We start from the raw sequence: 15,635 nt of genomic DNA on the forward strand, positions 1-15,635 counted from the left end.
TCACGCATATGAATCACATGGGCATTTCACCCTCACAGGCCGCCAGCGATCACCTCGCAACTGACCGGGAGCACATCCAGGTGCAGCGGTTCTCCGTCGCCTACGAATTTCCGGTCTGCTTCACGGCCGATCTGTTTGCCCTCGACAATCCCGTGCTGCGCGACACGCTGCAACGGCTTGAAACCAACAAGCGCCACAAGATCATCGTGTTCGTCGACGCGGGCGTGCTGGCGGCACGGCCGGGTCTTGCGGACGCGATCGGCGCGTATGCAAGCCACCACGGCGAGCACATCGAGCTGGTTGCCGCGCCGATCGTCATTCCCGGGGGCGAGCAGATCAAGCAGGGCCTTGAGCATGTCATCGCGATGCAGCAGGCCATGGTGGAGCATCATATTGACCGCCACTCCTATGTGATCGCCATCGGCGGCGGCGCGGTGCTCGACACGGTCGGCCTCGCCGCGGCCACGGCCCATCGGGGCATCCGGCATATCCGCGTTCCCACCACGGTGCTGTCGCAGAATGACTCCGGCGTTGGCGTCAAGAACGGGGTGAACCTGTTCGATTCCAAAAATTTCTACGGCACCTTCGCGCCGCCCTTTGCCGTGCTGAATGACCTCGATTTCGTCGAGGCATTGCCCGTGCGCGACAAGCGCTCCGGCATCGCAGAGGCGGTCAAGGTGGCCCTGATCCGCGACAGCCGGTTCTTTGCCTGGCTGGAGCAGAATGTCGCTGCGCTGGCGGCGTTCGAGCGCGATGCCATGGCCTACATGATCCGCCGCTGTGCCGAACTGCATATGCGCCAGATCGGGCAGGGCGGTGACCCTTTTGAATCCGGCACGGCCCGCCCGCTCGATTTTGGCCACTGGGCCGCACATCGCCTGGAACTGCTGACCAAGTTTGCCGTGCGTCACGGCGAGGCCGTCGCCATCGGCATCGCACTGGACACCGAGTATTCGGTGCTGGCGGGCCTGCTCGACGCTGAGGACGGCGCGCGCGTGCAACGCGTGTTGAGCGGGCTCGGCTTCGAACTGTGGCACCCGGCTTTGGAGACGCTTGAAGCCGACGGCTATGCGCTGATGCGCGGCCTGCGCGACTTCCGCGAGCATCTGGGCGGCGAGCTGACTGTGACGCTGCTCAATGGCGTCGGCATTGGTCTCGAAGTGCATGAAATCGACGAGGCGCTGATGCTCAAGGCGCTTAGCCACCTCAAGGAGCGGGGCGCAAAGTGATCATCCCGTCTCACCCCCATCTTGGGCAGCTGACCTATTGCACCAATATTCACAAGGGCGAGACCTGGCCCGAAGTGTTTGCTGCGCTGCGCCAGAACATACCGGCCATTCGCGCGGCCACGGTGGGTGACGCGCCCCTCGGCATCGGGTTACGCCTCTCGGCAGCGGCGGCCGAAGACCTGAAATCGCTGTCAGCACTGGCAGAACTGCAGGATTTTCTGGCGGCGCAAAACGCCTATGTTTTCACGATAAACGGCTTCCCGTTTGGCGAATTCCACGGCGTGCGGGTCAAAGAGCAGGTCTATAGCCCCGATTGGGCCGATCCGGCGCGCCTGGCCTATAGCGACACGCTGGCTGATATTCTGGCCGCGCTGCTTCCCGAAGGCATGGATGGCAGCATTAGCACCGTGCCGGGCACCTTCGCCGCTTGGGCGGAAGGGCGCGTGCCGGAGATCGTTGGCAATCTTGTGGCGCACACGGCCTATCTGATCGCACTGCGCCAGCGCACTGGCCGCATGATCCGCCTGGCGCTCGAGCCCGAGCCGCGCTGCTTCCTCGAAACTATCGAAGAAGCCGTCGATTTCTTCACCAACCACCTCTATGGCGACAGCGCTGTCCAGCAGTTGGCGGCGCTTAGCGGGCTTGATGCCGCCGAAGCGGCAAGGGCCCTGCGCGAGCATCTGGGCCTTTGCTACGACGTTTGCCACGCGGCCATCGAGTATGAAGATCCGCGCGGCAGTATTGCCCTGCTCCGTGAAAACAATGTGCCGGTCTACAAGCTCCAGTTGAGCTCGGCCCTGCGCATCGCTTCGGTCGATGCCAACACGCCGGCGCTGCTGAGCCCGTTCAACGAGCCGACCTATCTCCACCAGGTGGTGGGGCGGCGTGGCGACAAGCTCGACAAGTGGGATGACCTTGGTCCGGCCTTGGCCGACATCGAGGTCGCGATCGGCAGCGAATGGCGGGTGCATTTCCATGTTCCGCTCTTTCTCGCCGAGATGGAGAATTTCGGGACGACGCAGGCCTTCCTGCGCGAAATCCTGGCGCTGCACTGGGAGACGCCGATCTCGGAGCACCTCGAAGTCGAAACCTACACCTGGGACGTGTTGCCCGAGCAGTATCGCGGCGTGCCGGTGAGCACCGCCATTGCACGCGAACTCAACTGGGTCGTGACCGAGCTGACATCGTGAAACTAAAAACCGCCTTGCGCCTCGGGCGCGTTTCCAATTTGCCGACGGTGCTCACCAATTCTATCGCCGGCGTGGCGCTGGCCGGCGGCGCGATCGCTGCGGGGCCACTGGGCCTGCTCGTGATCGCGGTGGGTCTGGCCTATACCGCCGGCATGTTCCTCAACGACGCCTTTGATGCCGAAATGGACGCCAGGAACCAGCGGTTCCGCCCAATCCCGGCGGGGGAAGTGACCCAGAAAGCCGTGTTCGGCTGGGGCTTTGCGATGCTCGGCGCCAGCGTGGTCCTGCTCGCTGCGGCAGGTCTGTGGACCGGCCATGGCTGGTGGTCGGGGCTGGTCGGACTGGCACTGGCCCTGGTGATCGTCGGATACAATTGGCGCCACAAGGAAAATCCGTTTGGCCCGGCGCTGATGGGGATGTGCCGCGTGCTGGTCTATATCGCGGCGGGTGTGGCCTTGGCGGGGGCCCTGCCGCAGCCGCTGTGGATCGGCGCGGCCCTGCTGATGGCGCATGTGATGGGGCTGACCTACGTCGCCAAGCGCGAGGGCGCCGGTGCGGTGGGGCAGGTTTGGCCATTCATCTGCCTTGCTTTGCCGCTGGCCTATGGCCTCTATGCTGGCATCGCAAATCCGATAGTGCTGCCCTTCGTAGCAGCGCTGGCCGTGGCCGATGCGGTCGCGGTGCGCCTGTGCCTGCGCAAGGGGCCGGGCGATATCGGCCGCGCCATCCCCCTGCTGATCGCCGCGATTTCCCTGCTCGACGCGATGTTTGTCGCCATGCAGGGCGAAACCGTGCTGGCCGTCATCGTGGCGCTGGGCTTTCCGCTGACCCTGCAATTGCAACGCTGGGTGCGTGGCACCTGAACTCAAAAGGGGTTGCGGAGTGATCCGCAGCCCCTTTTGATTTGGCTATTTGAAGACGTGGTCCAGAACCAGTTGCTTGAACTCGGTCGCGGCCACGGCGCCTGCGGGCAGCAAGTCCGGGCGGCTGCTGATGACCAGCGGGCCGTCATTCTCGGAATCCGTCAACCGGCCGTGCGATCCCTTGACCAGTTGCGTATCCTTGATGGAAGTCAGGTCGAGCAGGGCTCGGAATCCGAGCTTGCGCTTGGCGATCTTCCAGATCGTCTGCAGCTTGGGGAATTTCAGCGCGGGGTCGATAAACAGCTCCACCGGATCGTAGCCCGGCTTGCGGTGGATATCGACGGTCGGCGCATAGTCCGGCGCCTTGGTGTCGTCGAGCCAATAGTAATAGCTGAACCATCGATCGGCTTTGGAGATGGCGACAAGCTCGCCGGACCGGTCATTGGTGAGGCCGTTGGCGTCCTTGCCAGCGGCGTCGAGCACGCTTTCGACGCCATCCAGCCCTTCGATCAGCGCCTTGACCTCGGCCATGTCGGCGGGGTCGCGCACATAGATGTGTGCCAGTTGATGGTCGACCACCGCAAAGGCGCGCGATGCGCCGGGATCGATCACTTCGCGTCCCATCTCATTGCGCCAGGCAATCATGCCGGCCTGGCGCAGCGCGCGGTTGATGTGGATGGCGTCGCTCACCGGGGTGATGCCGTATTCGGACACGATGATGATCTCGTGCCCGAGCTTTTCGGCCTCGGCAATGAGGTCGCCGACCACGCGGTCAACCTCGCGCAGCGCCTCCTGCACCTTGGGGTGGGAAAGGTCGGGGCCATATTTCTGCAGATCGTAATCGAGGTGGGGCAGATAGGCCATCGACAGGGTCGGCTTGCGCGTCTGCATCACATGCTTGGTCGCTCCGGCGATCCACTCCGATGAGGTGATGTCGGCGGCTGGGCCCCAGTATTTGAACAGCGGGAAGGTGCCGAGTTTTTCGTTCAGCTCGTCCCGCAGGTCTGTCGGGTAGGTATAGTGGTCGGGCACCTTGCGCCCATCGGCCGGATACATGGGGCGCGGCGTCGCGCTCCAGTCGGCCGTCGAGTACATATTGTACCACCAGAACATCTTGGCGCAGGTGAAGTCGGGATTGAGCTTCTTGCCCGCATCCCAGATTTTCTCGCCCTTGATCAGCTTGTTGGACTGCTTCCACAGCGCCACGTCGGACGTCTCGCGGAAGAACCAGCCATTGGCCACGGCGCCGTGCTCGCCCGGCTCAAGGCCGGTCATCAGCGTCGCCTGGACGGTGCACGTCACCGCGGGAATGACGGTTTTGAGCGGACGTTGGCCGCCGCGCCGCGCGAGCTTTTCGATATTGGGCGTGTGCTGGCCGACGAGCGACGGCGTCAGCCCGACGACGAGCAGCACGAGGGTTTGTTTCATGGTCTATCGCCAACTGGTTCAAAATTTGGGGAACGAAGGTCAGGGCCTTGCCCGCATGCAATACTAGTATACCATCTATGCGAATAGCTACCTCTTCGTCCCATAGAGCGAACATTTCGTATGGCCCCGACCCCCACCGATCTCCTGACCAGCTGGCTGCGGCAGCGTGTTTCCGACGAGCTTCGATCCTGGCTTGATCAGGCTCTGGCGGATTTGCCGGGCAAGGATTTCAGGCAGCTCCAGTTCTCACTGGCTCTCATTGCCCGCAAGCTGGGCAAGGGGGCCTTGGATCTCGATGCTGCGGACCTGGCTGCGGCGGATGTCGCTCGCACCGGGTGGAACCCCGCAGCATGGTCGCGCGAGGATGCCGGGCGGGTGCTTGGCCTTCTGGTCTATGCGCAGGGCAATGCCGATTTTGGCGAAACGTTCCAGCGGCTCTGCCAGCAGGCCGATCTTTCGGAACTCGTCAGCTTCTATCGTGGCCTGCCGCTTTATCCGCTCGATGCCAAAATCAATTGGCAGATCGGGGAGGGGCTCCGCACCTCGATCCAGGCCGTATTCGAGGCCATCGCCCACAATAGTCCGCTGCCCGCCGAGCATTTTGATGAGCACCGCTGGAACCACATGGTGCTCAAGGTGCTGTTTATCGGTTCAACGCTGGAGCCCGTTATGGGGCTTGATACCCGGCGCAATGCCAAGCTGGCCGCGACCCTCAGCGACCATGTGCACGAACGCTGGGCCGCCGGCCGTCAGGTCGACCTCCAGGTTTGGCGGTGCCTGGCGCCATTCGCAGGAGATGGCTCGCTCGACGACCTGCAGCGGTTGATTGGCAGCGATGAGCCGGCCGAGCGCCGCGCTGCTGCCCTCTGCCTGCTCGAAAGCCCTCATCCGCGTGCGGCGCAGATGCAGACCGAACTTGCTGCGGAAATCGCCCAGGCGCGTTCCGGCGCACTGACCTGGAACAAGCTCGCCGCCTAGCGCCGCCGCCACTCGCTTTATTCAAGGAATACCGATGTTCATCGATAGCCACGCCCACATGATTTCCCGCACCACCGACGACTACGAGGCCATGGCCGCCGCCGGTGTCGTCGCGCTGATCGAGCCCTCGTTCTGGATCGGACAGCCGCGAACCTTTGTGGGGTCCTATATCGACTACCTCTCCCAGATCGTGGGGTTCGAGCGGTTCCGCGCCTCCCAGTTCGGCATCAAGCACTATTGCACCATTGGCCTCAATTCCAAGGAAGCCAATAACGAGGCCCTCGCCGAAGGCGTGATGGAAATCCTGCCCCAGTTCGCGCTCAAGGAGGGCGTCGTGGCCATCGGCGAGATTGGCTATGACGAGCAGACCGCGTTGGAAGACCGCTACTTCCGGGCCCAGCTCGAGCTGTCCAAGGAACTGGGCCTGCCGGTGATGGTGCATACCCCGCATCGCGACAAGAAGAAGGGCACCTCTCGCTCGATGGATGTGGTCATCGAGCATGGCATCGACCCCAAAATGGTGGTCATCGACCACAACAATGAGGAAACCATCGATGAGGTCCTCGATCGCGGTTTCTGGGCGGCGTTCTCGATCTATCCATCCACCAAGATGGGCAATGTTCGCATGGTCGAGTTGCTCAAGAAGTATGGTGGCGACCAGATCATCCTCGACTCGGCGACCGATTGGGGCATTTCCGATCCGCTGGCCGTGCCCAAGACCGCAGCGCTGGCCCGCGAGCGCGGCGTGTCCGAAGAGGCAATCCGCAAGGCAACCTACCAGAACGCGCTGACCGCCTACGGCCAGAGCGGGCAGATGCATGAAAGTGACTGGATCAATGGGGTCAAGGTCGACCAGACCAAGCTGCATGAGGGCAATTCCATCCTGCGCGGCGGCCGCGAACCCAAGGTCGAGATCGTGCCCGGATTGGGCAACGTCATCATCGAATAGTCTGGGTACCCCTGGATCACCTGAGGGCGGGCGAATGGCCCGCCCTTATTCGTTTGGGCACCGCGATTCTGTCCCTTGTCGCGTTGAAGCCCTTTCCCAGCCAGACCGTGCCGCGGAAGTTGCCGTCTTCGGCGCAGCGTCGGTGGCGCAGGGTTTCGCGCCAATAGTTTTCTGCCGAGCTTGCTATCAAATATGCTAGTATACCAGTAGACGAGTCCATGCGCGTGCATCCTTACAGGCGGTTATTTACTAAAAAGCGCAATGTTGCTTCGCATATCGAAATAGAGCTAAGATTTGTGGTGCGTCGGACTCGAGTTGTGGCAAATTATTCTATAAATATGATAAATAAATATCGAAGAATATTCGATATGCCGTCGGCGTATGATTGCATCCAACATACGCATTTTACGATGCGGACTGGATTCGCAATGTTCGCCACGGGGTTATTTCAAGGAAGCGCTTCCATAAGGCGCACTTGATCTAGGGGTGAAGGGACATCCGGGCAGCGTGCTCCCCCTCATGAGGAGGTGGCGATGTCTCGCTTTCTGAAATTGCTCTGCGTCAGCGCGGTGTTTGGCGGGCTGACCGCCTTGCCGGCTCAGTCCAGCGATCTGGGTGTGCTGACGCAACTCGATGTTTGCAGTGCACTCGGGCTGACCGGCCTAACCATTTCGTCCCAGACGAACTGTCTGCAGGTCTCGGGCGAAGTGAAGTACGAATTCATCATCGGCGACTATCGCGATTGGTATCGCCCCGTCGCGACCCTGGCCTCCAAGGCCGGTCACGACGGCATCATCGCCGGTAATGGCCTGCTCGATTGGCGGTCCTCGGTTGATACCCAGCTTCGGTTCGTCGGCACTGCCGATTCCGATTTCGGCCGGGTGCAGGGCGTGATCCGCATCGATGGTCGCGAGCGCCCCTCGGTCAAGGATCTGGTCTTCGAAAAGACCGACACCTTCCTCAAGCTTGAGCACGCTTACATTACCGCTGGCGACACCACCGTGCTTTCGGCGGGCCTCAAGGGCTCCATTACCAATAAGGACGATGACACCGCCTTCACCTATCAGAAGCTGTTCAATCAGGATGCTGTTTCCGGCGTCTCCTACAACAGCGCCACCCCGAAGGTCGACATCAAGGATGGCGGCCACGTGATCCAGGTGGTCCACAATCTAGGCGATGGCTGGTCGGTCGGTGCAGCGGCGGAAAAGCTCGACACCACGGGCACTGCGGTGGGCGTCGTCAACTATGCCAGCAAGACTCTGACCGCCCACGCCACTGTCGTCGCGTCCGACATTCTCACCGGCACGATTGGCAATTGGGGTGTGCATGCCGGTGCGACCGCCGTCATCGACAAGGCCCGCCTGCGCGGCGCCATCGCCTTCAACGATCTGGGCTGGTGGAATGCCCTGGTCTCCGCCTCCTACAGCTTTGATGGCTTCACTCTGGCCGTCGCTGGTGAAGCAACCTCCGCCGAGGAATATGGCGCGGGGGCCTCTTTCACCTCCAAGCTCACCGATGGCATCACGCTCAACATCGGCTCGCGCATGTTCCGCGAAAGCAATGGAGACGTCGCGATCGATTCCGTTGCCGCCATCAAGTCGGCACTGGGCGAGGGGCTCTCGGTGGAACTGGGTGCTGGTTACATCGCCGAAAGCGAGAAGACCGATGGCACGCTCTATGCCCTGGGGCTGCTGTCCTGGGCGCCAGGCGGCGGCTTCGTTGCCGACGTTGAAGGGCGGGTGAACCGGATCGCCGCACAGCCTCTCGGCTATCAACTCAAGGTCACCGCGAAAAAGGCCTTCAACTAGTCCGTTGTTGGCCTTGCTGGCGGGGTCTCACCTCCCCGCCAGCGCATCTGCACGTACAAAGTCTACATGGCGCGACCCTAAAAGTATTCTAGTATACTAAAAGGGCGTAGGGGAGGAGCGCGCATGAACCTGGATATCAGGCCTCTGAAGGTTCTGGATGCCGTTATGGCTACGGGCAGCGTCACCGAGGCGGCGACGCAGTTGCACCGAACCCAGCCTCAGGTGAGCCGGATCCTGAAGACGCTGGAGGAAGAGCTCGGTTTCGAGCTGTTCCAGCGGCTGGGGCGTGGCCTGGTGCCAACCCGGCGCGGTCAGATCTTTCACATGCATGTGCGCCAGTTGCTCGACGAAGCCGAGGCCCTGAAGCGTATCGCCGAAACCGTGCGCCGCAATGGCGATGGGGCCGTGCGGATTGCAGCTCCCGCCTATTTCAATCAGTCGTTCCTGCCGCGCATCGTTGCCAGCATCCTGGCCAGCTACCCCGACCTGAGTTTTGAACTCGTGCCGCTGACGCGCGGCCCCAATGGGCGCCTTGAAAGTGGCCGCGAGTTCGACGTGGCCATCGCACCGCTTCCTTCCCATCGTCCCGACCTCACGGCCACACCGCTGGCCAATGTGCGCTTTGTGGCCTGGCTGCCCGCCGGCCACGCCCTCGCCGAAAAGGCCGCTCTGGAGCCCGCCGATTTTCTTGGCCATCCCTTCATCGGCATCGATTGGGAACCACCATTGCGCGACGCGCTGCGACCGTTCCTCCAGCCCGTGGAGCAGGACCTGCGGATCAAGGTCACGACAGCCACGGTGGAAACCGCGTTTCAACTGGTAGCGGCAGGCGTCGGCATCGCCATTGCCGATCCGCTCGTCGGGGCAGCCTATTTCAGCCGGAGCAAGTTCGCGGTGCGTCCCCTGGCGTCGGACGTCTCCTATGCCTTGGGCGCCTACTTTCCGGGCTCAGGCAAATCGCCGTCGCCCGTGTTGAACTCCATTGCCCTGGCCTTCAGTCAGGAGGCCGAGCCATTGGGCAATCATATGGATTTCCTGCTCCACTACCCCGCGGAAGCCTGACATCAACCGGCGTTGCAATTGCCGGTGTGCTGGCGCAATCTCATCGAAACTATCCGACGGCCGCGTCCGCAGGGTGTCACTTCTGCTGACAGGACGGTGACAGGGACGCGTGCTTATTCTCCCGTCACGAACGTAACGACGTTCTGGATACGACATGGGAGGACTCTAATGAACAAGCTGTTTCTGGCTGCGCTGATGACTGGCGCGCTCGCGCTGCCCGCCTACGCGGCAGACTACACCATCATGGCTCCGGCTGCTCCTGGCGGTGGTTGGGATCAGACCGCCCGCTCGATGCAGGAATCCCTGCAGGCCGAAGGCATCTCCGGCAATGTGCAGGTCACCAACGTTCCTGGCGCCGGCGGCACCATCGGTCTCGCCCAGTTCGTGAATCAGTCGACCGGCAATCCGGACGCGCTGATCGTCGGTGGCTACGTGATGGTGGGTGCAATCCTCACCAACGCATCGCCCGTGACGCTCGACATGGTGACCCCGATCGCTCGCCTCACCGGTGAAGCCGTCGTGGTGGTTGTTCCTGCTGCTTCCGAGCTGCAGACCATGGCTGACCTGGTTGCCAAGCTGAAGGAAAATGCCGGTGCAGTGGCCTGGGCTGGCGGTTCGGCCGGCGGCGCCGACCACATCACGGCCGGCCTCATCGCCAAGACCGTTGGTGTTGATCCTACCACCGTCAACTACATCGCTTACTCGGGCGGTGGCGAAGCGCTTGCCGCTCTGCTCGGTGGCCAGGTGACCGTGGGCATTTCGGGTTACTCCGAATTCGCCGCGCAGATCGCTGCCGGTGAACTGCGCCTGCTGGCCGTGTCCAGCGACACCCGCATCCCGGGCGTCGATGCACCGACCCTCAAGGAAGCTGGCGTCGACATGGCGCTGCAAAACTGGCGCATGGTTGCTGCTGCTCCCGGCATTTCCGACGAGCAGAAGGCCGCCATCACCGCCGACATCGAAAAGATGGTGAACTCGGCATCCTGGAAGGCCACGCTTGAGACCAAGGGTTGGGTCAACACCTACCTCGCCGGCGATGCCTTCACCGCTCAGCTCGCAGCTGACACCGATGCAACGGCAGCCATCCTGAAAGACATTGGCCTGGTCGAATGACGCAGGGTCAACCAAACCTCTCGCGCCGCCCCGATGGGGCGGCGCTTGTCATCGCCGCCATCCTTGCCGTCATCGCCGGGGTAATCATCTGGCAGACTGGCCTGATGCGCGTGGCCCCGGTCCAGCAGCGCGTTGGCCCCACGGTATTCCCCTACATCATCGCCGGTGGCTTGCTGCTGCTCTCGCTGGGTACGCTGGTTTCGGCCATGCGCCGGGGCTTCCCCGAGCGGTCTGACGACAATTACGGCCCGATCATGTGGATCGTCGGCGGTCTGGTTGGCCAGATGCTGCTACTCTCCTGGGCCGGGTTCTCCATCGCGACCGGCGTGCTGTTCGCATTCACCGCCAAGGGTTTCGGGCGCGGACCATTGTGGAAGACCATTCCCATCGGGGCGGTCTTTGCCTTCATCGTCTGGTTCATTTTCGCCAAGGGTCTGCAGCTGTCGCTGCCAGCCGGTCCCCTTGAACGGCTTATTCCCTGATCGGACGTCGTTGACATGGATACTTTCGGACTTCTCGCTCAGGGCCTTCTCGACGCACTGCAGTGGCAGAACCTGATCTATGCGTTGATCGGTGTTACCCTGGGCACTGCCGTTGGCGTGCTGCCCGGCATCGGCCCCGCGCTCACCGTGGCACTGCTGCTGCCTGTGACCTACAAGCTCGACCCCGCCGGCTCGCTCATCATGTTTGCCGGCATCTACTATGGCGGGATGTATGGTGGTTCCACTACCTCCATCCTGCTCAATACGCCGGGTGAAAGCGCCTCGATCGTCACCGCGCTCGAGGGCAACAAGATGGCCCGCAAGGGCAGGGGCGGTCCCGCTCTCGCCACAGCCGCCATCGGTTCCTTCGTCGCCGGGCTCATCGCCACGCTGGCCCTGGCCTTCGTTGCGCCCTGGGTGGTGAAATTCGCGCTGGCCTTTGGCCCCGCTGAATATTTTGCCCTGATGGTGCTGGCCTTCATCACCGTCTCTGCGGCCTTCGGGGACTCTGCCCTGCGCGGGCTGACGGCCCTGTTTATTGGCCTGGGCCTGGGGATTATCGGCATCGATCTGCAGACCGGCCAGGCCCGCATGTCGTTTGGTATTCCCGACCTGCTCGACGGCATCGAAGTGACAACGCTGGCCGTGGCACTGTTCGCCATTGGCGAAACCCTCAAGATCGCGGCCGATCGCGGCGCGGTCAAAGAAGAGGTCCTTGCAGTCAAGGGCTCTATCTGGATGACCAAGGATGACTGGAAGCGCAGCTGGGTTCCGTGGCTGCGCGGCACGGCTATCGGCTTCCCCATCGGCGCCATGCCGGCGGGTGGTGCCGACGTGTCGAGCTTCCTGTCCTACAGCGCCGAAAAGACCTTCGCCAAGCGCCCCGAGGAATTTGGTCATGGTGCCATCGAAGGTGTTGCTGGGCCCGAAGCCGCCAACAATGCTTCGGCCGCCGGTACGCTGGTGCCGCTGCTGACGCTCGGCCTCCCGACCACGGCAACGGCCGCCATCATGCTGGCCGGTTTCCAGCAGTTCGGCCTCCAGCCCGGTCCATTGCTCTTCACCAACAATGCGAGCCTGGTCTGGGCGCTGATCGCGAGCCTGCTCGTCGCCAACTTCATGCTGATCGTGCTCAACCTGCCCCTGATCGGGCTTTGGGTGAAGCTGCTGACCATTCCCAAGCCCTGGCTCTATGGCGGCATTCTGGTGTTCGCCACCCTCGGCACGCTGGGTGCCAATGGCGCCATGTCGGGCAACGTGTTCGGCATCCGCTTCTCGTTCGAACTGCTGCTGCTGCTGGCTTTCGGCATCCTGGGATATTTGCTGCGCCGCTTCGGCTATCCGATTGCCCCGGTTGTGGTCGGCCTGATCCTTGGCCCGATGGCCGAGCAGCAACTACGCCGCGCGCTGGCCATCAGCCAGGGCGATCCGATCGTGCTGTTCCACTCTCCGATTGCTATCACGCTCTATGTGCTGGCTGCGGCGGCGGTACTGGTGCCCCTGTGGTTCCGCCTGCGCGGCCGCGGGCAGGTGCTGGGGCAGCTGGCCAGCGACGAAGACTGATCAGTCGACGAAAGCAAAAAGCCCGAATGCACCTTGCGGAGCATCCGGGCTTTTTCTCGTCTATCGGCAGGTCGCGGGTCGCCGGTGAAAGCGCCCCGCGTCAGGGAGACTTAGTACTTGCCGATCGAACGGAACGCGGCGGGATCAACACCCAGGGTCTGGAGGTGCCGGGCTTCGGGAGTGCGCCCGGCCTCGATCGCACGCGAGACGGCAGTCGCGCTGCCGAACACATCAACGATAGTACCAAGGGTCGAAAAGAACGACTTGCGGGGCTTGCTCATTTATCCAGTTCCTCATCTGACCCAGCCGAATTGCCGGGCCGCTTTCATGACTAGACAGATGGGCCCACTGAGCTGTTTCTGCTAGGCCACAAAGGGCAGGCCAGCTATGCAACATATGCACCCAATGGGATGCTGGCCGTGATTTTGGCCAAAAATGCCCCAAATCCCTACAACTAAGGTCTTGGGCATGCGTTCTGTGCATGCTTGGTATGGCGCAAAGCTACGGCTTGGGAGAGACGATCTCGCCCCAGCTATCGAGGAACCGCTTGCGCCGCTGCTGGTCGAGCGACACCAGCAGCGCTGGCCCGAGGGGGATGGGCTGGATGACGCCGCGCCCGCGCGCCGAAATGGCGTCGCTGGTCCACTCACCACTGCCGCCGAGCGCCACCGAGCCCAGCGCCGTCTGCCCCGCGGCCACGCCCTGCCCATCGGGCGAGAGGGCATAGTCTACGAAGGCCTTGCCCAGTTCGGGGTTGGGCGCGTCGCGCGGGATCAGCATGGCGCGGGTCAGAACCAGAACATAGTCATCCGGCACGACGATTTCTATATTGGCGCCCGCGGCCTTGCGCGCGAAAGCGTATGAACCCAGCACGTTGTAACCCAGCGCCAGCGAACCATCCGCCACACCGTTGAGAATGGCCGGGCTGGATCCCGAGAACACTGCTCCCACGCGCCCGAAGGCGGCAGCGAGCCGCCAGAAGTTCGACGAGATTACCTGATCCTGCGACGCCAGCAGGTATCCAACGCCCGATTGCGCGATGTCATAGGTGGCGATCGCCCCGCGGAACCGGTCGGTCTGGGTCTCGAGCATTTCGGCCAGAGTGAGGTGCGTCCGCGGCACTTCGGCGGCGCTGATCCGGTTGGGATTGTAGATGATCACAGCCGGCTCGAAGGTGAACCCGAACAGCTCGTTTCGCCAATGTGCCCAGTCCGGCAGGCTGTTGAGCCAGGGGCTGTCATAGGGCAGGGCATAGCCATCATTGGCCAGTTTCATCTGCAGGTCCGAGGCCGAGCTGATCATCAGGTCGGGTACTTCCATCTCGCCGGACAGGAACTGCTGATAGATCGGCAGGGAATCCTGCTCGGAATAGTGGATGGTCACATCCGGCCGCTGCGCCTGGAAGCCGGTGATGAAATGCAGGAAGAGCGGCGTGTCGGTGGTGCCGACAATGCTGAGCACGGTGTCGGTGCTTCCATCGACCGCCGGATAGACCGCGCTGGCCGCCTGCGCACTTCTGGGGTCGGCCAACAGCAGGCAGAGCGCCAGCCCGGCAACGCCACCCAGCGCCCGGCGCTTGTGATCTGGCTTGGGCGCGCGGCCCGCCACCGGCAGGTCAATCTCCACAACTAGCCCTCCGCCCGCGCCATCGAGCAGGCGGAGGGCGCCCCGATGCGCCTCGGCCACCCGCTTGACGATCGACAGGCCCAGCCCCGACCCGGCCTTGTTGCTGCTTGTTGCCCCTCGCTTGAACCGCTCCAGCACCATGGGTTTTTCCGCCTCGACAATTCCCGGCCCATGGTCGCGCACCGCCATGGTCAACATGCCCTCGTTGATGCGGCCGCCAATTTCCACCGGGCCATCCGAATAGACCAGCGCATTGTCCACCACGTTGCGCACCATCTCGCGCAACGCCACGCGATCGCCGAGGATAGGCGCGCTGGCCACAGCTTCGGGAAGGTTCACCACCAGCCGCCGTGCCAGATCGGGGTCAAGCCGCTGCCGCACCTCGTCCACCACCAAGCCAAAGGCGGTGGTGTCGGTTTCCTGGTTTTCCAGCCGGTGCGAAATCGTCGCTTCCATCAGCAGCTGGCTGACCAGCTGGCTCGCCTGGATCGCGCCCTGGTGGATGCGGCCCACCCGCCGCCGCAGGGCTTCGGGGTCCTGCTCGTCCATGGCCACTTCGGCCTGCGCGCGTAAAGAGGCGAGGGGCGTGCGCACCTCATGCGCCGCCTCCGCCACCAGCCCCGTCACGCGCTCCATGGCGCTGCCCAGCCGCGCCATGAATGCGTTGAGCCCGCTCACCAGATGGCTCACCTCCACCGGCACCGGTACGTCAACCGGGCTCAGGTCATCCGGCGCGCGCCCGCGCAATTCCTGCTCGAGCTGATAGAGCGGGGCAAACATGCGCCCGATGCCAAACCACACCAGCCCCACCGCCAGCAGGGTCAGCGCGATAACCGGCACGATGGCATTGCCGAGAATTTCGGCGGCCAGCGCGTTGCGCTCCGTCTGGGTCTCTGCAACGTGGATCGTCACCCAATCGGTGTCGCTGCCCGACGATGTCAGCCGCCCAACGCTCGCCACCCGCACCAGTTCGCCGCGATACATGGTGTCGGCAAAGGTTGGCCCGGCGGCGGTCATTTCCCCCAGATTGCGCGACAGGTCATCATAGCCCGTCACCGCCCGCCCGTTGCGGTCCTCCACAGCATAGAACACCCGGTCCCGCCCGGAAAACATGCCGAACGAGGCGAATGGCAGTTCCACGATCACCGTGTCGTCTTCCACCTGCACCGCCCCGGCAATGGTCAGCGCCGATGCAGCGAGCAGCCGGTCAAACGCCTGGTCGGCTGCGCGCTCGGCATAGTCCCGGATGAAGACGATCAGCACCACTGCCGCCGCCAGCAGCAGCGCCAGCGCCAGCGCCACGATGCGGTTGCGGATGGAAAAGGATCTGGGCGCGCTCACCGG

At 63.1% G+C, this 15,635-nt stretch carries 13 protein-coding genes; 10 read left to right on the plus strand and 3 right to left on the minus strand.

Annotation, left to right across the window (positions count from 1 at the left end):
• The first annotated feature begins 17 nt into the window (after positions 1-17).
• Genes ACZ5WT_RS09725 through ACZ5WT_RS09735 form a run of 3 tightly spaced genes read left to right on the plus strand, consistent with a single transcriptional unit; the run spans position 18 to position 3,282 of the window.
• Positions 18-1,229: a 3-dehydroquinate synthase gene (locus ACZ5WT_RS09725; protein WP_464283592.1), complete on the plus strand. Its 1,212-nt coding sequence runs from the start codon at positions 18-20 to the stop codon at positions 1,227-1,229.
• Complete coding sequence (gene eboE, locus ACZ5WT_RS09730) at positions 1,226-2,419, plus strand: metabolite traffic protein EboE (RefSeq protein ID WP_464283593.1); 1,194 nt, start codon at positions 1,226-1,228, stop codon at positions 2,417-2,419. The genes ACZ5WT_RS09725 and eboE overlap by 4 nt, the downstream gene beginning before the upstream one ends.
• A complete protein-coding gene (locus ACZ5WT_RS09735; RefSeq protein WP_464283594.1) occupies positions 2,416-3,282 on the plus strand; it encodes a UbiA family prenyltransferase in 867 nt (288 codons plus the stop codon). The genes eboE and ACZ5WT_RS09735 overlap by 4 nt, the downstream gene beginning before the upstream one ends.
• A 45-nt stretch (positions 3,283-3,327) precedes the next feature.
• On the opposite strand, the gene ACZ5WT_RS09740 is transcribed toward ACZ5WT_RS09735, so the two are convergent.
• The gene (locus tag ACZ5WT_RS09740; protein WP_464283595.1) at positions 3,328-4,710 is read right to left on the minus strand and encodes a nucleotide pyrophosphatase/phosphodiesterase family protein; all 1,383 of its coding nucleotides are present in this window, start codon (positions 4,708-4,710) and stop codon (positions 3,328-3,330) included.
• Between the two features lie 120 nt (positions 4,711-4,830).
• On the opposite strand from ACZ5WT_RS09740, the gene ACZ5WT_RS09745 reads away from it, so the two are divergent.
• From ACZ5WT_RS09745 to ACZ5WT_RS09775, 7 genes are all read left to right on the plus strand, one after another.
• Positions 4,831-5,688, plus strand: coding sequence for an EboA domain-containing protein (locus ACZ5WT_RS09745; RefSeq protein WP_464283596.1), 858 nt, complete (start codon positions 4,831-4,833; stop codon positions 5,686-5,688).
• A 34-nt stretch (positions 5,689-5,722) separates the two neighbouring features.
• Positions 5,723-6,637 carry a TatD family hydrolase gene (locus tag ACZ5WT_RS09750; protein WP_464283597.1) on the plus strand — a complete coding sequence of 305 codons (915 nt, stop codon included), beginning with the start codon at positions 5,723-5,725 and terminating at the stop codon, positions 6,635-6,637.
• A gap of 533 nt (positions 6,638-7,170) precedes the next feature.
• Positions 7,171-8,445, plus strand: coding sequence for a hypothetical protein (locus tag ACZ5WT_RS09755; protein ID WP_464283598.1), 1,275 nt, complete (start codon positions 7,171-7,173; stop codon positions 8,443-8,445).
• Between the two features lie 123 nt (positions 8,446-8,568).
• Entirely contained in the window at positions 8,569-9,507 is a 939-nt protein-coding gene (locus ACZ5WT_RS09760) for a LysR family transcriptional regulator (protein ID WP_464283599.1), read from the plus strand.
• A gap of 168 nt (positions 9,508-9,675) precedes the next feature.
• Entirely contained in the window at positions 9,676-10,620 is a 945-nt protein-coding gene (locus tag ACZ5WT_RS09765; protein WP_464283600.1) for a Bug family tripartite tricarboxylate transporter substrate binding protein, read from the plus strand.
• Positions 10,617-11,102 (plus strand): tripartite tricarboxylate transporter TctB family protein, encoded by a 486-nt coding sequence (locus ACZ5WT_RS09770; RefSeq protein WP_464283601.1) that lies wholly within the window; start codon positions 10,617-10,619, stop codon positions 11,100-11,102. The genes ACZ5WT_RS09765 and ACZ5WT_RS09770 overlap by 4 nt, the downstream gene beginning before the upstream one ends.
• 15 nt (positions 11,103-11,117) lie before the next feature.
• Positions 11,118-12,665 carry a tripartite tricarboxylate transporter permease gene (locus ACZ5WT_RS09775; protein WP_464283602.1) on the plus strand — a complete coding sequence of 516 codons (1,548 nt, stop codon included), beginning with the start codon at positions 11,118-11,120 and terminating at the stop codon, positions 12,663-12,665.
• Between the two features lie 110 nt (positions 12,666-12,775).
• Here ACZ5WT_RS09775 and ACZ5WT_RS09780 read toward each other — a convergent pair whose 3' ends face one another.
• Positions 12,776-12,946 (minus strand): hypothetical protein, encoded by a 171-nt coding sequence (locus ACZ5WT_RS09780; RefSeq protein WP_464283603.1) that lies wholly within the window; start codon positions 12,944-12,946, stop codon positions 12,776-12,778.
• 220 nt (positions 12,947-13,166) lie between these two features.
• Positions 13,167-15,632, minus strand: a complete 2,466-nt coding sequence (locus ACZ5WT_RS09785; RefSeq protein ID WP_464283604.1) for a sensor histidine kinase — start codon at positions 15,630-15,632, stop codon at positions 13,167-13,169.
• Between the last annotated feature and the right edge of the window lie 3 nt (positions 15,633-15,635).

This window comes from Devosia sp. T2-14 (assembly GCF_055397495.1).